This window comes from Bacteroides luhongzhouii (assembly GCF_009193295.2).
Classification (GTDB): Bacteria; Bacteroidota; Bacteroidia; order Bacteroidales; family Bacteroidaceae; genus Bacteroides; species Bacteroides luhongzhouii.
In genome coordinates this window covers 4,365,277-4,391,066 of record NZ_CP059973.1, presented here as the reverse complement: position 1 = coordinate 4,391,066, position 25,790 = coordinate 4,365,277, and the positions used below count along the sequence as shown (strand labels likewise).

At 36.8% G+C, this 25,790-nt stretch carries 24 protein-coding genes and 1 pseudogene; 18 read left to right on the top strand and 7 right to left on the bottom strand.

The annotated features are described in order from the left end of the window. Positions 1-2: 2 nt before the first annotated feature. From GD631_RS16495 to GD631_RS16470, 6 genes are all read right to left on the bottom strand, one after another. Positions 3-572 carry a flavin reductase family protein gene (locus GD631_RS16495; protein WP_143258637.1) on the bottom strand — a complete coding sequence of 190 codons (570 nt, stop codon included), beginning with the start codon at positions 570-572 and terminating at the stop codon, positions 3-5. A gap of 44 nt (positions 573-616) precedes the next feature. Continuing rightward, positions 617-1,078, bottom strand: coding sequence for an aspartate carbamoyltransferase regulatory subunit (pyrI, locus tag GD631_RS16490; protein ID WP_143258636.1), 462 nt, complete (start codon positions 1,076-1,078; stop codon positions 617-619). Next, positions 1,075-2,016: an aspartate carbamoyltransferase gene (pyrB, locus tag GD631_RS16485; RefSeq protein ID WP_143258635.1), complete on the bottom strand. Its 942-nt coding sequence runs from the start codon at positions 2,014-2,016 to the stop codon at positions 1,075-1,077. Before pyrB ends, pyrI begins: the two co-directional genes overlap by 4 nt. Before the next feature lie 112 nt (positions 2,017-2,128). Continuing rightward, positions 2,129-2,908 (bottom strand): DUF4373 domain-containing protein, encoded by a 780-nt coding sequence (locus tag GD631_RS16480; RefSeq protein WP_143258634.1) that lies wholly within the window; start codon positions 2,906-2,908, stop codon positions 2,129-2,131. A 23-nt stretch (positions 2,909-2,931) separates the two neighbouring features. Next, positions 2,932-3,276, bottom strand: coding sequence for an SH3 beta-barrel fold-containing protein (locus tag GD631_RS16475; protein ID WP_143258633.1), 345 nt, complete (start codon positions 3,274-3,276; stop codon positions 2,932-2,934). A 229-nt stretch (positions 3,277-3,505) separates the two neighbouring features. Continuing rightward, positions 3,506-3,916, bottom strand: a complete 411-nt coding sequence (locus GD631_RS16470; RefSeq protein WP_143258632.1) for a DUF4119 family protein — start codon at positions 3,914-3,916, stop codon at positions 3,506-3,508. A 132-nt stretch (positions 3,917-4,048) separates the two neighbouring features. Here GD631_RS16470 and GD631_RS16465 point away from each other — a divergent pair, with 132 nt between their 5' ends. The 18 genes and pseudogenes from GD631_RS16465 to GD631_RS16385 all read left to right on the top strand — a co-directional run bounded on the left by GD631_RS16465 (position 4,049) and on the right by GD631_RS16385 (position 23,801). Continuing rightward, positions 4,049-5,002: a tyrosine-type DNA invertase cluster 3b gene (locus GD631_RS16465; protein WP_143258631.1), complete on the top strand. Its 954-nt coding sequence runs from the start codon at positions 4,049-4,051 to the stop codon at positions 5,000-5,002. A gap of 353 nt (positions 5,003-5,355) precedes the next feature. Continuing rightward, entirely contained in the window at positions 5,356-5,928 is a 573-nt protein-coding gene (locus tag GD631_RS16460) for a UpxY family transcription antiterminator (protein WP_143258630.1), read from the top strand. Positions 5,929-6,138: 210 nt separating this feature from the next. Next, complete coding sequence (locus GD631_RS16455) at positions 6,139-7,671, top strand: MATE family efflux transporter (RefSeq protein WP_143258629.1); 1,533 nt, start codon at positions 6,139-6,141, stop codon at positions 7,669-7,671. 152 nt (positions 7,672-7,823) lie between these two features. Continuing rightward, positions 7,824-8,987, top strand: a complete 1,164-nt coding sequence (locus tag GD631_RS16450; protein WP_143258628.1) for an O-antigen ligase family protein — start codon at positions 7,824-7,826, stop codon at positions 8,985-8,987. Next, positions 8,950-10,077, top strand: coding sequence for a polysaccharide pyruvyl transferase family protein (locus GD631_RS16445; protein ID WP_143258627.1), 1,128 nt, complete (start codon positions 8,950-8,952; stop codon positions 10,075-10,077). Before GD631_RS16450 ends, GD631_RS16445 begins: the two co-directional genes overlap by 38 nt. 8 nt (positions 10,078-10,085) lie before the next feature. Next, positions 10,086-11,015: a glycosyltransferase gene (locus GD631_RS16440; protein ID WP_143258626.1), complete on the top strand. Its 930-nt coding sequence runs from the start codon at positions 10,086-10,088 to the stop codon at positions 11,013-11,015. Beyond that, positions 11,008-12,000: a glycosyltransferase family 2 protein gene (locus tag GD631_RS16435; RefSeq protein WP_143258625.1), complete on the top strand. Its 993-nt coding sequence runs from the start codon at positions 11,008-11,010 to the stop codon at positions 11,998-12,000. The genes GD631_RS16440 and GD631_RS16435 overlap by 8 nt, the downstream gene beginning before the upstream one ends. 55 nt (positions 12,001-12,055) lie before the next feature. Further along, positions 12,056-13,009: a glycosyltransferase gene (locus tag GD631_RS16430; RefSeq protein ID WP_143258624.1), complete on the top strand. Its 954-nt coding sequence runs from the start codon at positions 12,056-12,058 to the stop codon at positions 13,007-13,009. A 60-nt stretch (positions 13,010-13,069) separates the two neighbouring features. Next, the gene (locus GD631_RS16425) at positions 13,070-14,338 is read left to right on the top strand and encodes a nucleotide sugar dehydrogenase (RefSeq protein WP_143258623.1); all 1,269 of its coding nucleotides are present in this window, start codon (positions 13,070-13,072) and stop codon (positions 14,336-14,338) included. A gap of 93 nt (positions 14,339-14,431) precedes the next feature. Next, the gene (locus tag GD631_RS16420) at positions 14,432-15,583 is read left to right on the top strand and encodes a glycosyltransferase (protein ID WP_143258622.1); all 1,152 of its coding nucleotides are present in this window, start codon (positions 14,432-14,434) and stop codon (positions 15,581-15,583) included. Positions 15,584-15,748: 165 nt separating this feature from the next. Next, positions 15,749-16,843 carry a glycosyltransferase family 4 protein gene (locus GD631_RS16415; protein WP_143258621.1) on the top strand — a complete coding sequence of 365 codons (1,095 nt, stop codon included), beginning with the start codon at positions 15,749-15,751 and terminating at the stop codon, positions 16,841-16,843. Between the two features lie 107 nt (positions 16,844-16,950). Further along, positions 16,951-17,691 (top strand): WecB/TagA/CpsF family glycosyltransferase, encoded by a 741-nt coding sequence (locus GD631_RS16410; protein ID WP_143258620.1) that lies wholly within the window; start codon positions 16,951-16,953, stop codon positions 17,689-17,691. 19 nt (positions 17,692-17,710) lie between these two features. Then, complete coding sequence (locus GD631_RS16405) at positions 17,711-19,117, top strand: undecaprenyl-phosphate glucose phosphotransferase (RefSeq protein WP_143258619.1); 1,407 nt, start codon at positions 17,711-17,713, stop codon at positions 19,115-19,117. Between the two features lie 34 nt (positions 19,118-19,151). Further along, positions 19,152-19,976 (top strand): polysaccharide biosynthesis/export family protein, encoded by an 825-nt coding sequence (locus GD631_RS16400; RefSeq protein ID WP_185911496.1) that lies wholly within the window; start codon positions 19,152-19,154, stop codon positions 19,974-19,976. A gap of 9 nt (positions 19,977-19,985) precedes the next feature. Then, a complete protein-coding gene (locus GD631_RS16395) occupies positions 19,986-22,424 on the top strand; it encodes a GumC family protein (protein ID WP_143258618.1) in 2,439 nt (812 codons plus the stop codon). A gap of 323 nt (positions 22,425-22,747) precedes the next feature. Next, positions 22,748-22,906, top strand: a pseudogene (locus GD631_RS22455) (AAA family ATPase); the annotation flags it as partial. Positions 22,907-23,109: 203 nt separating this feature from the next. Beyond that, positions 23,110-23,640 (top strand): HU family DNA-binding protein, encoded by a 531-nt coding sequence (locus tag GD631_RS16390; protein WP_008022512.1) that lies wholly within the window; start codon positions 23,110-23,112, stop codon positions 23,638-23,640. Between the two features lie 68 nt (positions 23,641-23,708). After that, the gene (locus tag GD631_RS16385) at positions 23,709-23,801 is read left to right on the top strand and encodes a smalltalk protein (RefSeq protein ID WP_151433315.1); all 93 of its coding nucleotides are present in this window, start codon (positions 23,709-23,711) and stop codon (positions 23,799-23,801) included. An 88-nt stretch (positions 23,802-23,889) separates the two neighbouring features. On the opposite strand, the gene GD631_RS16380 is transcribed toward GD631_RS16385, so the two are convergent. Beyond that, positions 23,890-25,641: an AAA family ATPase gene (locus tag GD631_RS16380; protein WP_143258617.1), complete on the bottom strand. Its 1,752-nt coding sequence runs from the start codon at positions 25,639-25,641 to the stop codon at positions 23,890-23,892. Positions 25,642-25,790: the final 149 nt, after the last annotated feature.

Below are 25,790 nucleotides of genomic sequence, written 5' to 3'. Positions count from 1 at the left end.
TTTTATGATTTTTTCTTTTCTACACTCCAGCCGAACTTACCTATTTTCTCTCCTAAATTGTAATATCCTCCGTGCACATATACCAGCGGATTGGCTTCTGCCAGTTCCAGCTTTCCGGTTTCGGGGTTCAGGTTCCGGTCGTCGGCACGCACATTTACCACATTGGCAATAAACATATCGTGTGAACCAAGAGAGATGATTTCTTTTACACGACATTCAATGCAAAGAGGTGATTCCTCAATCAGCGGTGCGCTGACCACCGTACACTGTCCGGGTGTCAGTTTCATCTCTTCGAATTTATGATAATCACGTCCCGAACGAACTCCGCACCAGTCGGTGGCAAAAGCCATGTCTTTGGTTGTCAGGTTGATGACAAACTCCATGTTCTTTTTGATAATATCATAAGAATGGCGTTCCGGACGTACGGATATATAACACATAGGCGGGTTCGTGCAAATCGTACCCGTCCATGCTACAGTGATAATATTATATTCGCTTTCTTCCTTTCCGCAACTGACCAGTACAGCCGGCAGCGGATAAATCATCGTTCCTGGTTTCCAGTCCTGTTTCATATTTTTAATTTACGATTAGACAATCATTTAAATGATTGTCTAATTTAAATGATCGTAATCTCTTCACGTTTCTGCTCTTTCTCGCAATAATGGCATTTCACGATGCAATTATCCTTATCTATCACATGAAAGATGGTGTTCATCGGTTCATTGTTGGTGATACATTTCGGATTGGCACATTTCACGATGCCATGAAGTGTATCCGGCATTTTTACCTCTTTCTTTTCCACTACCTCGTAATCGCGGATAATGTTCAGTTTGACGTGCGGTGCCACTACCGAAATACGGTTGATCTCTTCGTCACAAAAGAATTTATCTGCGATTTTGATGATTCCTTTTTTGCCCAGCTTTTTGCTGTCGAGGTTGAATCCGATTGTGATATTGCTTGTCATTTGTTCCACACCGAGCAGTTGCACTACGGTGAAGAGCTTTTCAGATGGGATATGGTCAATCACTGTCCCGTTTTTCAGGGCAGCTACTTGCAATGCTTGTTTATTTTCGCTCATAATAAAATATCGTTTTTAACGTCATCTAATGTGATACCTAATACATCGCAAAGAATTGCTTCGCGGGCATACAGACCGTTTTGCGCCTGTTGGAAATAATATGCTTTCGGGTTGTCATCTACATCGTAAGCAATTTCGTTGACACGGGGAAGCGGGTGCAGGATACGCAGGTTCGGACGTGTATTCTCCAACATTTTGTTACGTAGAATATATACATTCTTCACCCGTTCATATTCCATCAGATCAGTGAAACGTTCGCGTTGTACACGGGTCATATACAGAATATCGGCGTCAGCGATAACCTCTTCGGAAAAGTCCGTATGTTCAACGTATTTTATTTGGTGCGTTTTACAGTAAAGTTTGTATTCTTCCGGCATTTTCAATTCCTCGGGAGCGATGAAGTGGAAAGTCGGATTGAAGTGGCGCATAGCCATCAGCAATGAATGTACGGTGCGGCCGTATTTCAAGTCACCCACCAGGAAAATATTCAGATTTTCCAGCGTTCCTTGCGTCTTGTAGATAGAGTAAAGATCGAGCATCGTCTGTGACGGGTGTTGGTTGGCTCCGTCACCAGCGTTGACAATAGGCACCGGTGCCACTTCGCTTGCATACCGTGCAGCTCCTTCGAGATAGTGTCGCATGACGATAATATCTGCATAGTTGCTCACCATCATGATCGTGTCTTTAAGTGTTTCCCCTTTGGAAGAGCTGGTAGCCTTGGGGTCCGAAAATCCGATTACTCGTGCACCCAGACGGTTGGCAGCTGTTTCAAAACTCAAGCGGGTACGGGTGGAAGGTTCGAAGAACAGGGTTGCTACTACCTTTCCTTGTAATAACCGGCGATTAGGGTTCATTTCAAACTGCTTCGCCATTTCGAGCATGTAGAGGATTTTTTCTTTAGAATGTTCGGCAATGGTTACTAAACTTCTGTTTTCCATTTTGTTATCTTTTATGTGGATAGAACTTGTTTTACCGGAGCGTAAAGGTACGAAGAATTTGTGAAAAGCACAGATTTTTCGTACCTTTTTTATCAGCTTTTTATCAGTCGGTTTATTTCCGTCCGCTAGCTAACGCCGCAATGATGTATTTTCCCGGTGCTCCTATTTTGCTCCAGGTCGTATTGGAGAGTAGTCTCCACACCAGGGTGCCTTTCTTGCCATAATCCGATAGCCGGAGAATTGCCTGCTTCTCTTCCGAATTAGTCACTTTGTGGTGTTCCAGACTTTCTATCAGTCCGTTCATGTTGTGTGTGGCCTGATTGTATGCATACCCCGGAATTTCAAACGAAGCATCGCTTATTTCTTCTTCTTCAGTATTTAGTTTAGTTTCCTTTAGTTTAGTTTGTCGAGAAATGTCTGCATTTTCTGAACTCACCTCCTCTTGAGTTGGAAAAATGTTAGCATTTTCCTTGTTCAACTCATCCTTGTGTATCCTTTTTCTCTGTTTGGCCTCTAATAAATAAGGTAGTTGTGAGAAATCTATTTTTCTTCGTGTCGTAGCTTCGAACCACACTCTTTGAATCTGTTCCGAAGTGAGTATACCGTGTTTCTCGTATGTTTCCTTATGGAAAAATCCTTTTTCCAATAACAGATCGACAATTTTTTCCATCATATCCTCTTTAATCCCGCCGCCTACTTTGCGGACGAAAATCAGGTTTTGCTCTTTTCCCCAAGAAATGTAATATCCCTCTTTATAGATTTTGCAAAGCAATCTCATGACCATATAAGAAGCTAACACTCCAAATTTAGCTTCTAATAACTCCATAACCTCTTCGTCAAAAAAGTTTGCCGGTGTCGGGAAGTAAGGTATCCCTTTATTAATCATATTCATAGTTCAATATTTTTCATTATAAATTATACAATCGCTTTCCACTCCATCAGGTTTCCGATCATGAATCTTCTCCATCCTTTTTGTTCTTCACTCCAATAGACAATAGACTCTTGTTTTGCTGTGATATTGAATTCTCTATGAAAGAATTTTTCATATCCTACCAGTGTTCCCCTTTCCAGGCAGAACGTACCATCCTGTTTGTGAAAAGCTATCATTGCATTTCCATACAACATGCGTTCTATTAGTTTAATGCACTCTTGTACAATTCTCTCCGCACATTTATCCGAAATCCCCTTTTCGGCAGTAATACGTTTTTTCCATACCAATTTGCAAGCTTCCAACTTGCCTTTCTTGATTTTTTGTCTCATTTTCTTTTGTTTTTTGATTGAAAAATTAAGTTTTTATTTAAACGTAAATATCCCCTGTCGGATAGTGACGGTATGCTGTTGTCATAGCGTTACTATCCTTTCATTATAGTGACGCTATGACAACAGCATACCGTCACTATTTTTTGAGAGAAATTCTTGTTGTTTTCCAACCGGTTGAAAACGGCGGCGAAGGTAAGCCATATATTTCAACTGTCCCATTATTTTTTTCTTAGTACTTGCTTTTAAGCTTTTCAGCCTGTTCTCTTTTTTCCTTTTTCTCTTTCATATATTCTTCTTCAACAGACTTTTTCAACGCTGCCAATTCAGCATGTATACTGCTAAGTTCCATCAACTTATATCCGCCATGCTTGTGAATGTATAATACTTTTTGGTCATAGATATATTGGGCTAGATTTATCAGCTTTTTTTTCTTAGGATGGTGGAAATATCCATCGATAAAGATTCTCAAATGCATGGTGAGATAAAGGCGGATATCTCCACTGATTGCTATTCTGTTTTCCAGCTCTTCTTCACTGATGATTTCTTCCTTTGAATGCCTTTCAGGGGCTTTTTCCATTGTTTGAACATTTCTTTTTGCTTTGTCGCTTTTACTGCCTTTTTTAGATTTTTTACTGCTCATAATTAGTTAATTTTTGCAATATTAATGAATGTTAATTAGGGAATAATATCTGGAAAGTGAAATTGAACCTGCAAAAAGATTTGTTCTTTTGTCGCTCGCCAAATAGTATATATATAAAAAAAATAACTAGTGATGCAAATGATGAATAAAAATGGATTTAGTCGATGTGGGGAGAACTACATCAATCGTTTACGAAAGGAGGGGCGCTATTCTACGGCTCATGTCTATAAGAATGCCCTTTATTCCTTCAGTAAGTTTTGTGGTACGTTGAATATGTCGTTCAGACAGGTCACCAAAGAACGTTTACGACGTTATGGCCAGTATCTTTATGAGTGTGGTTTGAAGCCTAATACGATTTCTACGTATATGCGTATGCTTCGTAGTATTTACAATCGGGGAGTAGAAGCGGGGAGTGCTCCTTATGTTCCCCGATTATTTCATGATGTCTATACAGGCGTGGATGTCCGGCAGAAGAAAGCTTTGCCTGCCGGTGAATTGCACAAACTTTTGTATGAAGATCCTAAATCGGAGCGTTTACGTCGTACCCAAACAATTGCCGCCTTAATGTTCCAGTTTTGTGGAATGTCATTCGCTGATTTAGCGCATTTGGAAAAATCAGCTTTAGATCAGAGTGTATTACGTTATAATCGAATCAAAACGAAAACTCCTATGAGCGTCGAAATATTGGACACCGCCAAGGGAATGATTAATCAGCTCCGGAGTAATAAGGAACCCATTCCCGATTGTCCTGACTATCTGTTTGATATACTTTGCAGTAACAAGAAACGGAGGGATGAAAGGGCATACCGTGAATATCAGTCTGCTCTTCGGAGATTTAATAATCGTTTGAAAGATTTGGCGAGAGCTCTGCGGTTGAATTCTCCCGTCTCTTCTTACACGCTCCGCCATTCTTGGGCAACGACAGCCAAGTATCGTGGAGTTCCAATTGAAATGATTAGTGAATCATTGGGACATAAATCTATAAAAACCACGCAAATCTATTTGAAGGGGTTTGAGCTAAGAGAACGTACAGAGGTAAATAAAGGGAATTTATCTTACATTAGGAACTTTCGTTTAGGTAGATAAAAAACGATAAAGTATTAGAAATCAAGGGCGAAATGTGTCTGTTACTTCTTAGGTAACGGATTATTATTCGGTGCAAAGATATGCAAAAATACAAATAGTAAACAAGTAAAATCTTCTTTTTTTTCTGAATTGTTGAAATATGCAACAAAAATATATCAGGACATGATGATTCTGTTTGATCATGCCTGAAATTCCTGTACTCTGTTTTAGAGATGCTTTTCCCTTCGCGTAGGTTAGAAAAACATCTTTGTAGGCAGTTCCTGTCCATGTTTTTCTGCTTTCATCTGTTTTTCTGTGAATGAGTACCTTATCCGTTACCTAAGAAGTAACGGAAAAGTAAGGGGTAAAAAAGTATGATTCTAACGAAAGAAACTTTAAGTGCTGGGCCTAAAATTGGGACAGGGGAAGGCGTAGCACACTCTAAACGCTGGTATGTCGCTCTGGTCCGTATGCATCATGAAAAGAAAGTAGCCGAGCGTTTAGATAAAATGGGGATTGAAAATTTTGTACCAGTCCAGCAAGAAGTACATCAATGGAGCGACCGCCGAAAAGTGGTTGAATCCGTATTGCTTCCTATGATGGTTTTTGTACACGCTGACCCCAAAGAACGTAAAGAGGTTCTTTCCTTTTCTACAGTTAGTCGGTATATGGTAATGCGCGGTGAGAGCAGTCCGACTATCATTCCTGATGAACAAATGGCCCGTTTCCGTTTTATGCTCGACTATTCCGAAGAGGCAATCTGTATGAATAGTGCTCCTTTGGCACGTGGTGAAAGAGTACGTGTTGTCAAAGGGCCTTTGACAGGACTTGTAGGAGAACTTGTTACAGTAGATGGCAGAAGCAAGATTGCTGTCCGGTTGAATATGCTGGGGTGTGCTTGTGCGGATATGCCGGTTGGGTATGTGGAGCCAGTTCTTCCATTTTGAGAGCAATTATAACAAGATGGGATTTTGATGATAAGTAGGGCACACGACGCTAGGAACTTGAGACTATGGAAACATAAAATGTAGTTCTTGCAGTATGTCAATAGTAAAAAAGTGAATTTAATAACAATTTTTCGTAAGATATCTTACAGAAGGGGATGTTCTAAATTGGGCATTGACCACTATTGATTCTTACTATTGAACTATTATTATATGTCTCAAGCTTTTGATAATAAGCGAATAGCAAAGAATACAATATTGCTTTACTTCCGTATGATCTTCTTATTGGCAATAAGTCTTTTTACGAGTAGAATAATATTACAGAGTTTAGGAATAGAAGATTATGGTATTTATAATGTCGTTGGTGGTGTGGTAGCTATGTTCGCATTTTTGAATAATGCAATGGCTGGAGCAACACAACGTTTTTTTAGTTTTGATATGTCGAGTGATGACGAAAAAGTTTTGAATATAACATTTTCTACATCGTTGATAATACATTTGATAATCGCTTTTATTATTGTTATTCTTTCCGAAACTATAGGCTTATGGTTTTTATATGAAAAGATGGTGATTCCAATAGAACGCAGAGATGCTGCCATGTGGGTGTTTCAATGTTCCATTTTGGTTATGTTCGTGAATATTATTAGCGTTCCATATAATGCAGCTATTATTGCTCACGAAAAAATGGGAGTTTTTGCATATATAAGTTTGCTGGAAGCGGCTTTAAAATTGATTATTGTATATTTTCTTTACATATCTCCTTTTGACAAATTAAAAATTTATGCAATTCTTCTTTTGGTAGTCAGTCTGATTATTCGTTTTGTATATTCGTCATATAGTAATAGACATTTTGAAGAGACACATTTTCATTGGGTTTGGAATACTAACAAAATAAAAGAAATGGGAATGTTTGCTAGTTGGAGTTTAATAGGTAATTTAGCATTGATGGGTGTTACTCAAGGATTGAATATGCTGTTGAACGTGTTTTTTGGTCCTGCTGTAAATGCAGCTCGTGGAATAGCAATACAAGTACAGGGAGCCGTTCAACAGTTTGCCAACAATTTCCAAACTGCTATTAATCCACAAATTACAAAGAGTTATGCTTCTAATGATTTGGCATATATGCATTCGTTGATCTGTAAAGGTGCAAAGTTCTCTTTTTTTATGGTTTTTCTGCTATCATTACCTTTTTTGGTTATGACAGACCAAACTTTAGTATTGTGGCTAAAGACGCCGCCTGCTTATGCTGCGAATTTTTTGAAAATCATATTGATTGTTTCTATGATTGATAGTTTGTCAAATCCGTTAAATAATGCAGTGAATGCTTCAGGGAAGATACGATCATATCAAATGACAAATGGTTTGCTCATGCTTATGGTTTTACCGGTTAGCTATTTAGCTCTTAAAGTAGATTTGAATCCGAGTCTTGTGTTTATTTGTCAATTGACAATGACAGCTTGTGCCCTATTTTTTAAACTTTTATTTGCGAAACGACGAACGCAGCTTTCATTGGGATTATATGTTAGGAAGGTTCTAGCTCCAGTAATATTAGTTGCTATTATATCGCCAATATTACCATATTTCCTATATATACATATGGAACATAATGTGAAATCCTTAGTTGTTACTGGGATTTTATGTTTGTTCTCTACGTCAATCGTAATTTATTTATTAGGTTTAGAGAAATCAGAAAGGGCACTTATTATTTCCAAACTTATTTCACTTGCTCATAAGATTCATTTATGAATAAAGAACTATCATCAGAGATGAACAATGCGAATGGGTCACCATATCCATGTATAAACAATTAGTATATATATTATTGGGCATTGTTTAAGACGGCATTTCCCAATGTTGAGTAATTGGAGTAAGATAATTATTAGTGCTCTACATATTTTATGAAAATAGTATTAATTTATTTATGTTTGATTGTAATGATATATGGAAACTGCTATTTATTTAGCAGCGAAGTTCCTCCTGTGTATTATAATCACTATTTAAATATATTGCCAATTGCCCTATTCTTTATTGTTTATGGAAAGCAATATTCTTACTCTTTTGATAGAAAATGGGTAATACTCACGGCAGTTTCTTTTTTGTTGATGACAGTTGTCTGGCAAAGAGATTCAGGAAGTTCAAGCTTGACATTATTGTGTTATATGTTAATCCCACAATTTTGCAATAAGGTTCTCCCTAGATATAAAATAGTTTCTGTACTTGTTTTTTTAGTATTGGCTTTTGAAGCTGTTTTGTGTATTTATGAGTATATTATGCAGAATAATTTATTTTACCGTTTTGAGGAGTATGGTAGATTTCGTTCATCTGGTATATGGGGGCATCCACTTCATAATGCCTCAATAGTTAGTGTAATTATGTTATTGTTGCTTGTTAGTCCTATTCGTAGTCTATATAAAATTCTGTCTATAGTCATTGGATTTGTCGTGTTATTTACTTTTAATGGTCGAGCGGCTATAATTTCTACATTGATATGTTTATTATTGATGGTTGTCTTAAACACTAAGAAAGTCTTTACTTTTTTGAAACATCAAAATATTGTTTTCATATTGGGCATTTGTATAGCTGCGGTTTATTTATTTGGATATATTTCCACTAGCGATTTAGGAGGAAAGCTTTTTAGTCAAGATACACGCAATTTTAACGATGGAAGTGCTATGACCAGATTTTATCTTTATAACTATGTATTTAATATGGATGTTAAAGAATGGTTGTTTGGTGTGGGAAATTTTGAAAGTATTTTTAAAGTAAATGATTTTTTATATGTGGAAAGCACTCCTGTATCATTGATGTTAAGTCGAGGGCTGGTAATAGCTTTGCCATTGATATTGTTTCAATACAGTGATATGTATAAATCATTTTCATGTATTAGCAAAATGAATCGTTTTGTGCTCATTCTTGATATCATTATTATAGGTCTTAGTTCTGAAAGTTTTATTGGCATCGCACCTTGGGTTATGATTTATTTGACTTATTCTGCTTTATTTACAAACAGAAAATATATTACAAATGAAAATAGGAATATTAACTTTTCAAGCTTCCCATAATTGTGGGTCAATGCTTCAGGCATTTGCGTTGCAATACGTAATCGCAAACAAGTTCCATCATGAATGTGAACTCATTAACTATGCAAATAATGTTTCTCGGAATATGTATGGCTTTTTTGACCATCGTATCAATCGAGCTTCCATTAAACGAAATTTCAATACATTGTTTCATCTAAGAACATTCAAGGAGTCTTTCCGAGAATATGAGGATTTTTCAAATAAGCATTTGGTCTTGTCACAAGGTGACTATCGGACAGGAAAAGAATTGTCAGAGATAGCATCAAAGTATGATATGATTATTGCTGGTGGAGACCAAGTGTGGAACGTGTGCTGTGCAGATGCTGGTAAAGAGTTTTATTTGAATTTCACCCATGATGTACGTAAGGTGGCTTATTCTCCAAGTCTTGGTGGCACAAACATTTTAAAGAAAGCTGATGACCTCAATGTTTATAAGCAACTCTTGAGTGAATTTGAACATTTGTCAGTTCGTGAGCCGCATGGGAAAATGTGGTTAGAGGAATTGTCTGGTCGTGAAGTGAAAATCATTGCAGATCCGACTCTTCTTTTGTCACCAGAAGAATGGTGTAAAGCTTTGCCCATTCCAGAAATTGGTGGAAAGTTTATCTTCAACTATGCTTTCTATTACGATAGGTTTGAAACGAATCGTATCATTCATAAAATATCAGAAGAAACAGGTATGCCCGTTTATACCATTGATTTGAAATCACATGCTATCCATCATCTGGATAAATATGGGATCAAGAGGTACAAATACACCGGTCCTTTGGCATTCTTAGGACTAATGAAAAATGCTTCTCTCGTATTAACGCAGTCATTCCATGGCACTCTGTTTTCATCTCTTTTTAATAGACCATTTTGGTCTTATAATTGGATTGGTATGCATAATCCTGACGATGATAGAGCTACAGCCATTTTGGAGCAAATGGGATTGCCTGACAGATATCAGATGATTGATGACTTGAAAGCTAATGATGAAATATTAAGGCCTATCGATTTCGCTCCTGTAAACAAGAGAATAGAAGATATGCGAGCTTGCGCAATGGATTATTTGGCTGATTGCTTTAAATAATGAGACATATGGATAAAAAATATCCATTCATTTCTGTTATTATACCTGTGTATAATGCGGGAAAATTTCTACGAGATTGTTTTGATAGCATTCTTAATCAGGAAAATCAAGATTTTGAGGTCATAGTTGTAGATGATGGAAGTACAGATAACTCACCCGAAATATGCGATATTTATGCCCAAAATGATTCAAGATTTCGTATAATACACAAAAAAAATGAAGGAGTAAGTATTGCAAGGAACATTGCTTTGGAGATGGCACAAGGTCAATTTGTTGCCTTCATTGATTCTGATGATAGTATTTCTAGCGATTTTCTAACAATTCCATCTAAACTCAATAGTGTTGATGTCATTCAGAAGTCTTATAAATGCATTGGATTTGCTGGAAGAGAGGTTAAAGTATCTGTGCATAATCATTTGTATGATAAATGGGATAAAATAGCATTTTTATGGGTCAATAAGCCCAATAGGGCCCTTTGGGATAAGATTATAGCAAAAAAGGTTATAGGCAATCATCGTTTTATTCCAGGGATATCAATATCAGAGGACTTTCTTTTCTTTACGTCTATTTTGCACAATATTCATACCTATGCAATGTGTAATATTGGTCATTATAATTATTTTATTCGAAAAAGTTCAGCAATGAGCGTTTTTTATACGAATCCTCATGAAAGAATTCGTATCACTTTTGAACATATACAAATTGTGGCTTCCTTCGAAAAGAATGAAAGAATGTATGGGGTTTGTAAAGGACTTATTTATGGTTTTTTGGTTTATTCTCTTTGGGAGCATCGTTCAAATCTTTCAAAGGGCGAATATCGTATTCTATCTGATTTGTTGCAGAAAATGAAACTTTCAGATTTGAAATATCTGAGGTGTAGATGGAAAATAGAAATGCTTATTGTTAGAATAAAAAATATGCTTTTAATAAATGCCTAAAGTATCAATCATAGTACCTGTATATAATGTAGAGTCTAAGCTTCGTCGTTGTTTGGATAGCATTAAACATCAGGATTATAGCGATTTTGAATGTATTCTTGTTGATGATGGTAGTTCTGATATTTCTGGAAATATATGTGATGAATATGCTCATTCAGATAGAAGATTTAAGGTTCTTCATCAAAAGAATCATGGTGTAAGTGCAGCGAGAAACGCGGGACTTAAAGTAGCGTTGGGAGATTGGATTTTATTCGTTGACAGTGATGATTGGGTGTCTTCTCAATTTATTTCGGCTTTTTTTGATGGAAGTATGGCGGATATAGTTTTTCAAGGGCTTATGAAAGACTCACTGCAAGGATCGAAACCCATACTGTTTGATCATAATCCTACGCATGTGTTTGTCGAAAACTTATACTATTTGGAAAAAAAAGATTTATTGGGATGGTGCTGGAATAAAATGTTTAGGTCGAGTATTATCAAAGAAAATAATATTTGCTATCCTGAAAATATATCTCTTCGTGAAGATGCAGTTTTTACTCTTCAAGTTTTGTGTCATGCCAATTCCATTACATGGCGTAATGTGGCTTATTATCATTATGTGGAAACAGTAGGGTCATTAATGACTAAATTAAGACCGTATGAAGAATTGGCTATTTGCAACGATATTCTTTATAATTTACGTTGTGAGGTGGTAAGGTTACATCCATATAATGAATATGCTATATGGGCAAAAAATGAATTCTTTAAATACAAAGCAACGATTGTACGTTATGCGTTTTATCGAAAATATTATTTGTCTCGAACTATACGCTATTGTTTATTGAAGGAAATAACACATATGGTTTTGGATATTCAAGGCTTAGGAACAACGGATCAACTGATTTTTAAAATATGCCGAATGCCATTACCTCTTTACCTAAAAGATACGATTATTAATATAATAGCAAAATTTCATGGGCACAAATATTACAAAGGACAAATATAGGTCAGTATCTGTGAATTTGTTTGAATGTGGAAAGTGATAAACTAAGATTAGTAAGATGAAACTGTCAATAATTATACCTGTTTACCAGGTTGAGAAATATGTTAAGAAATGCGTATCTTCTTTGCTGATTCCAAATAGAAATGATTATGAACTAATTATCATAAACGACGGAACCAAGGACAGAAGTATTGAGATTGTTGAACAAAGTTTTTCAGACTCAAGAATCAGGATTATTCATCAAAAAAATGCAGGTCTTTCTGCAGCTCGTAATCGTGGTATCCGAGCAGCCAAGGGGCTTTATTTTTGGGTTTTCGATTCTGATGATTGGGCCGAGACTAATTGTATATCTGAGATTTTGGATCTTCTTGACGGTAAGACTGATGTATTTTGTTTTAAGTCGCATTTTTGTAATTATGAAGATAACGGAAGGCAGGAAACGATTAATGATATGATAAAAGGTACAACGGGTAAAGATGTGATTGGGTCTCAATATGAACCATGCGCACCATATTTTATCTATAAACGTTCAGTAATTACAGACAATAATCTCTATTTCACGGAAGGCATCACACATGAGGATTCTTTGTTCACTCCTATTGCATTATTTCATTGTGAAAGAGTTGGATATTATTGTAACCCAGTTTATCATCATCTTATGCGCGATGGCTCCATTACTCATGTGGTTAGCCCCAAGAGAATTACAGACTTGATTTTTGTTGTGCGCAAACTGTTGGATTATGGAGATTCTCTAGGTAGATATAAATACAAATGGACGCGTTGTATTACAACTACCGCATATGGAATGTTTTTTATTCAAAAGATGTGCGATGATAGAGATGTAGAATACAAACTTAAATGCTATGTAAATTGTAATTGGAAATTGATAAGATACTTTTTTTATTCCAAGAATTTGAAAGATAAGTGCTTTGCTTGTTTATCTTATATTATGTTAGGTAATGTTTTTAGAGCTTATCGTATACTTTATTGCTTACAATACCGAAAAAAATAAAGTCCTTTTTATACTGCACGCATTCTATATATATAAAAAACTGTTTAATTTATTAAAGCAATGAGCGAAATAAAAATTGCCGTCATCGGCTTGGGCTATGTAGGTCTTCCACTTGCCCGTTTGTTTTCTACCAAATACAAAACTGTTGGTTTCGATATGAACGCAAAGCGTTGTGAGGCTCTTATGGCTGGTCATGATGCAACTTTTGAGGTATCAGATGAACTTCTTCAAGACGCAATCAATAATCATAGTTTTAAGTGTACTGCCAACATTGAGGACATCCGTGAATGTAATTTCTATGTAGTGGCTGTTCCTACTCCTGTTGATGCTGACAATCATCCGGATTTAAAGCCTCTTTGGAGGGCATCTGAAACAATTGGTAAGGTTATTTCTAAGGGGGATATTGTTGTTTATGAATCAACTGTTTATCCGGGTGTAACAGAAGAAGAATGTTTGCCAGTTGTAGAACAGGTCAGTGGGCTAAAGTTTAATGTTGATTTCTTTGCAGGTTATTCTCCTGAACGTATTAATCCCGGTGATAAAGAGCATACAGTAGAGAAAATTAAAAAAGTTACTTCTGGTTCTACTCCAGAGATTGCTAACATAGTGGATGGCGTTTATAATTCTGTTCTCGTAAATGGTACTCACAAAGCTCCTTCTATTAAAATAGCAGAGGCGTCAAAAATCATCGAGAATAGTCAGCGTGATGTGAATATTGCTTTCATGAACGAGTTGGCAAAGATTTTCAATGCTATGGGTATTGACACACAGGACGTTATTGATGCTGCCGCTACTAAATGGAATTTCATTAAGCTGAAGCCAGGTCTTGTGGGGGGGCATTGTATCTCTGTTGACCCCTACTATCTTATCCAGAAGGCACAAGTGTATGGCGTACTTCCTCGCATAATGTCAGCTTCTCGTCGTTTGAATGATGGAATGGGGGCATATGTAGCTAACCAGACCATTAAGTACATGAACAAGAAGGGAGTAATGGTTAAGGATGCTAAAATTCTGATTCTCGGTATTACCTTTAAAGAGAATTGTCCTGACATCCGCAACACTAAGATTGTGGACATCTATAACACTTTTGAAGAGTATTCAAATAATATAACTATTTATGATCCATGGGCACATGCTACAGCTGTAAAGAATGAGTATGGTATTGATATTGTTAGCGAGTTACCTACAGAGAAGTTTGATGCTGTTATACTTGGTGTTGCACACAAGCAGTTCCTTAAGTTGGATATAAAGGGGCTTGTTAAAGATGGTGGTGTTGTTTATGATGTTAAGGGGGTGTTGCCTCGTGAAATTGTAGACGGACGTCTGTAAATATAAAAATGGAAGTAGATAGGTAAGTGAATGCAAATGCATTGTAGTCTGATACTGTTATCTGCGGTTCACTAATAATCAATAATAAATAAAATGAAAGTAGTTCATATATGTATGGTTGCTTATATAGATGGTTGGGGATATCAAGACAATTTACTTCCTGATTATATGACTCAAGCGGGGCATGATGTTGTGGTTGTTACTTCTAAAAATCATTTTCCGAACTTTCTTAAAGAAACTGAAATACGAAAAATTCAAGAAAAAGGTTATGATTATTATTATGGTAATGTTCATGTTTATCGTATACTAACTAACATAACTACAGCTAATTATACATTCTTCTGTAGTGGCTTAAATGATATTCTAAAAAAAGAAAAACCAGATGCAATTTTTCATCACGGTGTAAATAGTTCGTCAATGTTACTATGCTGGTATTATGTATTATTGCATCCATCAACAAACTTTTTTATAGACAATCATTCTGATAAGATAAATGAATCTCCCAAAAAACTATGGAATTTTTTTGTTATTGGAGGTCTTATGAGGCTGTGTACAAAACTAGTACAATCAAAGGTGACAAAATTCTATGGTGTAACTCCAGGAAGATGTGACTATTTTAAAGAAGTATATGGGGCATGTCCATCAAAGATTGATCTTATGCCAATTGGTTGTGATACTAATTCCATAGATATTATAGATTCAGACAAGGAGAAATTAAGAGAAAAATATAATATTCCTATTGATGCTTTTATTCTTGTAAGTGGAGGAAAAATGGGTATTGATAAAGGTACTATTTCATTAATTGAGTCGTATAAATCACTAAAAGAATTAAAATCAAATGTGATTTTGGTATTATTTGGTCGATTTACAGATCGTGAAACGGAGGAATTAGCCAAATGTACTTCTGGTGTTTACATATATGGTTGGTGTGACAGAATACAAACGTTAGAATTGTTAAAGTTGTCAGATATTGCTTGTTGGCCTATTCATCATACTACATTAATAGAAGATGCAGTTGGTGCGGCGATTCCTTTAGTTGTTAGGCACACATCCAATACTTCTCATATTATTGAGCAAAATGGTGAATATGTAGAATCTGGGGGAAAGGATGAAATATTTAATGCTATTCAAAAGATTATTGTGAATTATGACGCTTATAAGAAAGATACGGTAAGAATGCGAAATAAATATAGTTATAAAGCATTAGTATCCCAGTTTGAAATAGACTGTAAATCAATTCGGTAATAAAATTGTATATTTCATGTAGGGACTTGCTGTATAGAACTTCTGCTGATGAATATTACAAAATAACTTAAATTATTAATCAGAAATATGACTCAAAATGGGCTATGATACCGGTAGAGGTATTATAGCCACGTGGTGAGTACCTATCATAATGAATAGGAATATATGACAACTAAAATTCTTTTCATTCTCCATCTTCCACCACCAGTTCACGGTGCAGCAATGGTGGGGAAGTATATTTATGACAGTGAACTTATAAATGAGGAGTTTGATTGCCGTTACATTAATCTTACTACGGCAAAGAATCTGCAAGATATTGGTAAAGGTGGGATAAAGAAACTGTGGAAGTTTATAAAGTTACTTAGTGGAATTATCAAGGAGGTAACAAAAATAAAACCAGAGTTGATATACGTCACGCCGAATGCTTGTGGAAAGGCTTTTTATAAAGACTTTGTTGTGGTACAATTGTTAAAAATAATGGGTTGCAAAGTTGTGGCACATTATCATAATAAAGGTGTAGTAACACAACAAGACAGAAAACTAGATAATTGGCTTTATAGGAAATTCTTTTGTGGGTTGAAAGTCATTCTGTTAGCAGAAACTTTATATCAGGATGTACAAAAATATGTCAAACGTGAGGATGTGTATATTTGTCCGAATGGCATTCCTGAGATATTGACAGGAGAACCTATTGCAGAACGACATAATGAAGTTCCACACTTATTGTTTCTTTCTAATTTGTTGGTGAGTAAAGGGGTTTTGGTGTTACTTAATGCTTTACAGATTCTAAAAGAGAAAGGATATTTGTTTGCTTGTGATTTAATAGGCGGTGAAACGGCTGAAATAGATATTGCTCGTTTGAATGCCGAAATTGAAAAGCGTGGGCTAAATCGGTTGGTTATGTACAATGGAAAAAAGTATGGTGTTGATAAAGATGTTTTTTTTCGAAGTGCAGACATCTTTGTCTTTCCCACATTCAATGAATGTTTCCCTTTGGTGCTACTTGAAGCTATGCAGTATGGGCTACCTTGTGTTTCAACAAAAGAGGGTGGAATTTCTGATATTATAGAGAATGGAAAAACTGGTTGGTTGGTAAATAGACAATCATCAAAAGATTTAGCAGAATGTTTGGAGTGGATGATTAACCATCCAAAGGAAACGGCGGCTATGGGAAAGAAAGGAAATAAAAAATTTGACGAAGAATTTACGCTATACCGATTTGAAATTAGAATGAGAGATATTTTAAAAAAACTAATCTAATAGCTTCTAACAGTTCTTTTACTAACACCATTTATCCAATGTCTGCTTGGATAGGGGGAAGAAATAAATATGCTCTGATAGATAATATCTAACTATTCAATAAGATTATGTTTGAATTAAAAACATTATCAATTATAGGTAGTAAAGCTGAATTGGCTTCACTACCTGATGGCAAATTGCTTATAAACACCATTAATGCACATTCTTTCAACACAGCAAAGAAAGATGTTTTATTTGCAGAAGCATTGACGAATGGCGATGTTTTGATCCCTGATGGGGCAAGCATAGTGAAGGCTTGTCAATGGATTAAGGCGAGAAGTCAGCCTATGGAACGTATTGCAGGATGGGATTTCTTTGAAATTGAGATGCGTAAACTGAATGAGAAGGGTGGTAAATGCTTTTTTATGGGAAGCAGCGAATCTACATTGGAACTTGTGAGGCAGCGCACAGCTATGGATTATCCTAATATTGTCGTGGAAACATATTCACCACCCTATAAGCCTGAATTTTCAGACGAGGATAATCGAAAGATTATAGAGGCTATTAATGCAGTGAGCCCCGATTTGCTTTGGATTGGTATGACTGCGCCTAAACAAGAAAAATGGGCATATGTACATTTGAATGAATTAAATGTTCATTGTCATATAGGTACAATTGGTGCTGTGTTTGATTTTTTTGCAGGAACAGTGAAGCGTGCTCCACAGTGCTGGCAAGATCATTCCTTGGAATGGGCATATCGTTTATTGAAAGAACCGAAAAGGATGTGGCGTAGGTATATCATAGGAAATATGTTGTTCTTATGGAATATCTTGAAAGAGAAAAATGGAACGCTTGTGGATCATCATTAATCAATCATAGGAAACATTTATGCAAGAAGTCCAACGTTTCAACAAAGTCCTAAAATCTTTGGTTCTCTTAGGAGACCTTATTTTGCTGAATCTGCTTTTATGGGGATTTAATTTGTTACTGGGTACCCGCTTTTGGTGTATTCATTGCGGTTCTATCTTTCAAGGAATGATTCTTATCACTCTGTGCTATTTACTTTGTAACATGCATTCAGGTGTTATTCTTCATCGTTCTGTGGTGCGTCCCGAACAGATCATGATTCGTGTTTTACGTAACATGGTTCCTTTTGTTTTTTTTTCGGTTTGTACGCTGCTTGTTTTTCATTTCCATTTTTCTCATTCCCGATATTTCGGACTGTTTTATGTCGCTTTAATAATTGTTATCGTCAGCTATCGTCTAATTTCCCGTCACTTTCTGGAGCTTTATCGAAAAAAGGGAGGAAATGTTCGCAAGGTAGTATTAGTTGGGAGCCATGAGAATATGCAGGAACTTTATCATGCGATGACGGATGATCCTACGTCCGGTTATCGTGTACTGGGGTATTTCGAGGATTTTCCTTCAGACCGGTATCCGCAGGATGTTCCATATTTGGGACAACCAAATGAAGTAAGTGTTTTTTTAGAAAAACATGCGGGAGAGATCAATCAGCTTTATTGTAGCCTTCCTTCTGCGCGAAGTGCAGAGATTGTCCCTATCATTAATTACTGTGAAAACCATTTGGTCCGTTTTTTTAGTGTTCCTAATGTTCGTAACTATTTGAAGCGTAGGATGCATTTTGAGTTATTGGGTAATGTTCCTGTGCTTTCCATTCGTTGTGAACCATTGGAGTCGTTAGAAAACCGTATTATTAAGCGTGCTTTTGATATTGTCTGTTCGGGGTTATTTCTTATTACTGTCTTTCCGTTCGTCTATATATTCTTCGGAATTGCAATTAAATTAAGTTCTCCCGGTCCTGTCTTTTTCAAACAGAAACGCAGTGGTGAGGATGGTCGTGAATTTTGGTGTTACAAGTTTCGTTCGATGAAGGTTAATGCGCAGTGTGATACCCTTCAGGCTACGGAAAACGATCCTCGTAAAACACGTATCGGAGAGATTATGAGAAAGACGAGTGTGGACGAATTACCTCAATTTATAAATGTACTGAAGGGTGATATGTCGATTGTAGGTCCCCGTCCTCACATGTTAAAGCATACGGAGGAATATTCTAATCTGATAAACAAGTTTATGGTTCGTCACTTTGTTAAACCTGGAATAACTGGTTGGGCTCAGGTGACGGGCTTTCGTGGTGAGACGAAAGAGCTCTGGCAGATGGAGGGACGTGTGCAACGTGATATCTGGTATATAGAGCATTGGACTTTTTTATTGGACTTATATATTATGTATAAGACGGTGTATAATGCCATACACGGAGAAAAAGAAGCATATTAAAAAATAAAACTTAGGAATTAAAGGGCGTTTAATTATGAATTTAAGAATTATGATGAGAAGACTAAACAAGAGAAATTTGTGGCTATTATTGTTGCCATTCCTATTGGCTGCCTGTCAGTCTTATAAAAAGGTTCCCTATTTCCAGAATGTGGAAGTTGTGAACGAAGTAGAACAACAGGAAAAATTGTATGATGCCAAGATCATGCCCAAGGATTTGTTGACTATTGTGGTATCGTGTACTAATCCTGAACTTGCGATACCTTTTAATCTGACAGTTGCCAGCAATGCCGGAATAGCGGTGAGTACTTCGTCTTATGTGACTACCCAACCTGTATTACAACCTTATTTGGTAGATAATGAAGGAAACATAAATTTTCCGGTGTTAGGAGAATTGAAGTTAGGAGGTTTAACGAAAAGGGAAGCGGAACAGTTGATCATAGATAAACTAAAACCTTACATGAAGGAGACTCCCATTGTAACGGTGCGTATGGTAAATTATAAAATATCGGTTATCGGCGAAGTTACCCGTCCCGGAACTTTTACTATTTCCAATGAGAAGGTAAATTTGTTGGAGGCATTGGCTATGGCTGGTGATATGACGGTATACGGTCTTCGTGATAATGTGAAGTTGATCCGTGAGGACGCAAACGGCAAACAGCAAATTGTGACCTTGGATTTGAACAAGGCCGAAACCATTCTTTCGCCTTACTATTGGTTACAACAGAATGATATTATCTACGTAACTCCTAATAAAGCAAAAGCTCGAAATTCAGATGTAGGTAACAGTACCAGTCTCTGGTTCTCTGCAACCTCTATCCTGGTATCCATTGTCAGCTTATTAGTAAATATTTTAAAATAATGATTTGCAATGAAAGAAACAGATTTTAATGAAGCACAAGAATCTAAGGAAGAAAATATAGACGTCAAGGAACTATTGTTTAAATATTTGATCCACTGGCCTTGGTTTGTGGGGGCGGTTGTGGCGTGTTTGATTGCGGCATGGGTCTATTTGCATATATCCACTCCCGTATATAATATTTCCGCTACGGTTTTAATAAAAGATGATAAGAAAGGGGGGAGTGCAGGAATGCTTTCCGGGTTGGAGAGTCTGGGATTGGATGGTATGATCTCTTCTTCGCAGAATATTGATAACGAGATTGAAGTTCTCCGTTCAAAGACTATTGTCAAAGAGGTGGTTGAAGATTTGGGTCTTTATATTTCTTATACAGATGAGGATGAATTCCCTTCCAGGAACATGTATAAGACTTCACCTGTACAAGTGAGTCTGACTCCGCAGGAGGCTGATTTGTTGGAGGAGCCGATGATAGTGAAGATGGCATTGCAACCACAGGGAAGTATGGATGTGACTGTGAAGATTGACGATGATGAATATCAGAAACATTTTGAAAAATTGCCGGCGGTTTTTCCTACCGACAAAGGGACATTGGCTTTTTTCCTGACGCCGGACTCGGTATTATCTTCTAAAAGAACATTGGAAGAAACTACAGATTTGGAAAAGACTACACGTAATATTACAGCTACAATTAATAAGCCTTTGACTGTAGCGAAATGGTGTTGCAAGAATATGACTATAGAACCTACTTCCAAAACCACTTCTGTAGCTGTCATATCATTGAAAAACTCAAATGTACAGCGCGGCAAGGATTTTATTAATAAGCTATTGGAGATGTATAATATCAATACGAATAATGATAAGAATGAAGTTGCACAGAAAACAGCAGAATTTATCAATGAACGTATTAGTATTATCTCCAAAGAACTGGGCAGTACAGAAAAAGATCTGGAAAGCTTTAAACGTGGGGCGGGTATTACGGATTTAACCAGTGATGCACAGATTGCTTTGACCGGTAGTGCTGAATATGAAAAGAAACGTGTGGAGAATCAAACCCAGATTAATTTGCTGCAGGATTTGCAGAAATATATGCAAAATGAAGGTTATGAAGTACTGCCTAGTAATATAGGATTGCAAGATGTGAATCTTGCAGCTGCTATTAACCGTTATAATGATGTGCTTGTTGAGAGAAAACGTTTGCTGCGTACATCAACAGAGAATAATCCTACCATCATAAACTTGGATACCAGCATTAGTGCAATGAAAGAGAATGTACAAGTATCTTTAGATAGAGTGTTGCGTGGATTGTTTATCACAAAGGCGGATCTGGATCGTGAAGCGAGCCGTTATTCCCGTCGCATTAGTGAGGCACCTGGGCAAGAACGTGAGTTTGTAAGTATTGCACGTCAGCAAGAGATAAAGGCTGGACTTTATCTGATGTTGCTTCAGAAACGTGAAGAGAATGCTATAACTCTGGCTGCCACAGCCAATAATGCGAAGATTATAGATGAAGCTATAGCAGATGATGCTCCTGTGTCTCCTAGAAGTAAAATTACTTATTTAATCGCTTTGATACTAGGAGTCGGAATTCCGGTAGGGGTTATATATTTGCTTGAATTAACCAAATTCAAGATTGAAGGTCGTGCAGATGTAGAAAAACTTACTAGTGCACCTATTGTCGGTGATATCCCGTTGACAGATGAAAAGCAGGGAGCTATTGCTGTATTTGAGAATCAAAACAACCTGATGAGTGAAACTTTCCGCAATGTCCGAACGAATCTTCAGTTTATGCTTGGAAATGACAAGAAGGTGATTTTAGTTACTTCCACAGTCAGTGGTGAAGGTAAATCCTTTATCTCTGGTAATCTTGCTATCAGTCTTTCTTTATTAGGGAAGAAGGTAGTAATAGTTGGTCTTGATATCCGCAAGCCAGGTTTGAATAAGGTATTCAATATATCAAAAAGAGAACAAGGTATAACTCAATATTTGGCTAATCCGGAAAAGAATTTGATGGATTTGGTACAGCTCTCTGATGTCAGTAAGAATCTCTATATTCTTCCTGGTGGAACAGTTCCTCCTAACCCGACAGAATTGTTAGCACGTGATGGATTGGATAAAGCGATTGAGACTCTTAAAAAGAATTTTGAATATGTGATTCTCGATACCGCTCCTGTCGGTATGGTAACTGATACCTTATTAATAGGACGTGTGGCTGATTTATCTGTTTATGTATGTCGTGCGGATTATACTCGTAAGAATGAGTATACTTTGATTAATGAACTTATTGATGGAAATAAGTTACCTAACTTGTGTACAGTAATAAATGGTTTGGATTTGAAGAAAAGAAAGTACGGTTATTATTACGGTTATGGTAAATATGGCAAGTATTATGGTTATGGTAAACGATACGGCTATGGTTATGGATATGGAGAACAATCTGGTAAGGAAGAATAAATCTATTGATAAACAAGATATTTTAAAATTAATAATGTTATAGAGTGGTTTATAATACTTTACACAAAAGTGAGATGGAATATGTAGGTCCCTAACTTTATGCTACACACATGAAGAACCCTACATTTTGTGGTCAGGAAATATACAGCGGTGTATTCCTGATTAACGCCCTCATGTCGGTGTAAATCCGATGTGATTTCTATAATATCAACTGTCTGTGAAGATCGTTGATATTTTTTTTTGTAAAACAGTGAATGGTGCGATGAATATTTTTTTGTAGCGTTGTGAAAAATCGAATTGAAATGGAAAATTTATGAAGATCACCTTCCGAGATAGGAAAAAGAGAAGCTATTCTTCCGTTATTATATCAAAATGGCTATATCACAATAAAAAGCTATGATAAGGAATTAGGCTTATATACATTGGATATTCCCAATAAGGAGGTAAGAATAAGCTTGATTAAAATGTGGACGAATAGATATGATGCTCCGCATAAAGACTACATTGTATGTGATGGAACGAAAATATGTTGTTGATTAATAAGTTGTTAATAATTTGAATGAATATAAAGAGCTCCTTAAGGAGCTTTTTCCTTTTCTATCTGAAATAAAAGCGGCACCTTTGCATTGTTGATCAACAAAACGTGAATAAATAACTTGAATTTAAATCTTTAAAAAAACGTAGTATGAGTGTAATTTACAAAGTCATTACGCGCCCAACAGATCCGCGTGTTCCCAATTCTCCCAAGAGATATTATCCGCATCTGATCACTTTAGGTCAGTCTGTCAACCTGAAATATATTGCACAGAAAATGCAGGATCGTTCTTCGCTGTCTGTCGGTGATATCAAGAGTGTGATCCAGAATTTTGTGGAAAAGATGAAGGAACAGCTGCTGGAAGGTAAGTCTGTGAATATTGAAGGTTTGGGCGTCTTTATGTTGACTGCCCGTTCGAAAGGTGCCGAACTGGCGAAGGATATCAATGCAAAAAGTGTAGAGAGCGTTCGTATCTTTTTTCAGGCGAATAAAGAGCTGCGCGTTACAAAGACTGCCACCCGTGCAGATGAGAAGTTGGATTTGATTAGCTTGGATGAATATCTGAAGAAGCTTAATATGACTATTTCTCCTAATGATCCTGAAAAACCGGATGATGGCGGAGAAGAAGGCGGAGGAAATGAAGGTGGCGGTAGCGGAGAAGCACCGGATCCTGCCGCATAATGAATTGTCAATTAACGATTGATGGTTAGGATGTTTGTTTAGTGTTTAATAAAAAAAGAAAAATGTCTATGAAAAAAACGTGGAGTATTATTTTGAAAGTGATTATTGCTGTTGCCGGTGCAATTGCCGGAGTGGTCGGTGTGCAGGCAGCAAACTTGTAATTGATTATCTTATAAATAGGTATATTTATGAATGAATAACAGGCGGGAAAAATCCCGCCTGTTTTTTGTTTGGGATATAATTAGAGAATTATACTTCTTCACATACTCTCATTTCCATTCCTTTATACACTACTACAATCTTATGCAACTGTGTGGTGCCAATTGCATTTTTCACTGTATCAGTATCAGCATAACGGTTTGTCTGAGCGATACCTTCCAATCGTAATTCTTCCACACGATTCTCTGAATCTTTGTATTTGGCATATTTCAACTCGATTATGTAGCTGTGTTTCATGTCGGGATAAATATCCAATAATGGAGATAGGAAGATGTCGGCATATCCCTCTTGTGTGTCTGCCTCCGAAATGGGACGGTAGAATCGGTTTTGTGCAGTCATGGCTAATGTGAAACCATGCACGAAAAATTCTCCCTTTTGTTTGTCACGCTGGGAGGCATAACTCTTCAGGCAATCGGCAATATAATCAAAATATGCTTTCCATGTACCTCGATAAGCGAGTGAACTGGATAATTCATTTTTTTCATAATTACTGAAGCTTAAGTTGGCTTCATTGTAAGTGTTCAATAGATAGGTGTAAAGTTGTTCGCGGACTACCTGATTGGGAATGGTGAGTTTGCACTTCCCTTCATGTGTACCACTAATAGTAAGCATACCAAAATAATAGAGTAGGCTTATGAAGTTGTCTGGATCGATAATACTGGCGGCTGGAAATCCTTTCTTCACTTCTCCAGTGATGTATCCTTGGCTTATTAAGGTTTGTATGATGGAAGCATCGTGGGCAAACTCCTTATCTTTGCGGATGAGCATACGCAATTTCTCGTAGTCAATACGGATGTTGTCTTCTACCATGTCCTTCGGTACTTCACCGCTGTATTCGATATAATTCTTGACGAAATAAAGCACCATATTGGAATTGTACATCGTAGTTTTACCATAGCATTCCTGCGCAAAACAGTAATTGTCATACCATGGTTTCATAAGCTCTATCAACTCATCAACGGTGTGATTAAAATGGCATGTCGTAGAATAATATGTCAGCATTTCGCGAACCTCACTTTCGGTGAATCCCATCATTTCGTTGAATCTTGGTGAAAGTGAGTAATTAGTGCCGATATTGAAGCCGCTGGTCAAGTCATCCATTGTTACGGGACTGACACCTGTGATGAAACAACGTTTGATGCTGGAGTCGGTACCGGATTTTATTTTATTGAAGAAGGCACGTAAATAACCTTCTTTGTGTGTCTCATCAGTGTAACGGTTCAGGCTGTCGACATCAGAGAGTATTGTATTGGTGAAATGGTCGTATTCATCAATGAAGAGATAAATCTTTTGATTTACACGGGCGCATTCCGTAAACAGATATTCGAATTGGCTGACCGCCCCGTCTTTTTCGTCCATTTTTTCTTTGATTCCTTCGGGTAAATAGTCGGCATAAACATCGCAGAAATAGTCAAATACGATTCTGCAATGTTCGTCCAAACCTTTGCGGTAGCTGTGTAAGTCTCCACTGATTCCCGAAAAATTTAATTTTATTACCAGATAGCTATTACGGTCTTTCGTGGGGTGCTTCCCGATATAAAGATCGCCAAACAAAGCGTCAAACTTATCTTTGGCTCGTACATCATAATAATGTTGAAGCATATTCAAAGTCAGACTTTTTCCGAATCGACGCGGACGGATAAAAAAGAAGAAACGATCCGACTGTTCTATCAAGGGGATGAAAGAGGTTTTATCCACATAATAATAATTGTCCAAACGGATGTCCTCGAAGTTCATCATACCATAAGGTAACAACTTCCTGTCTGATAATACATATTCCATAATTTATGCCTTTTATATGAATATACTTTGAATAAGTGTAGACAAAGATACTTCCTTTCCGCTACTTTCCCAAACAAACGTTCTTTCTTTTTGGTTTCGTGCTATTTGTTATGAGTGTCACTCTATATTTTAACAAAATAGAAAATCTA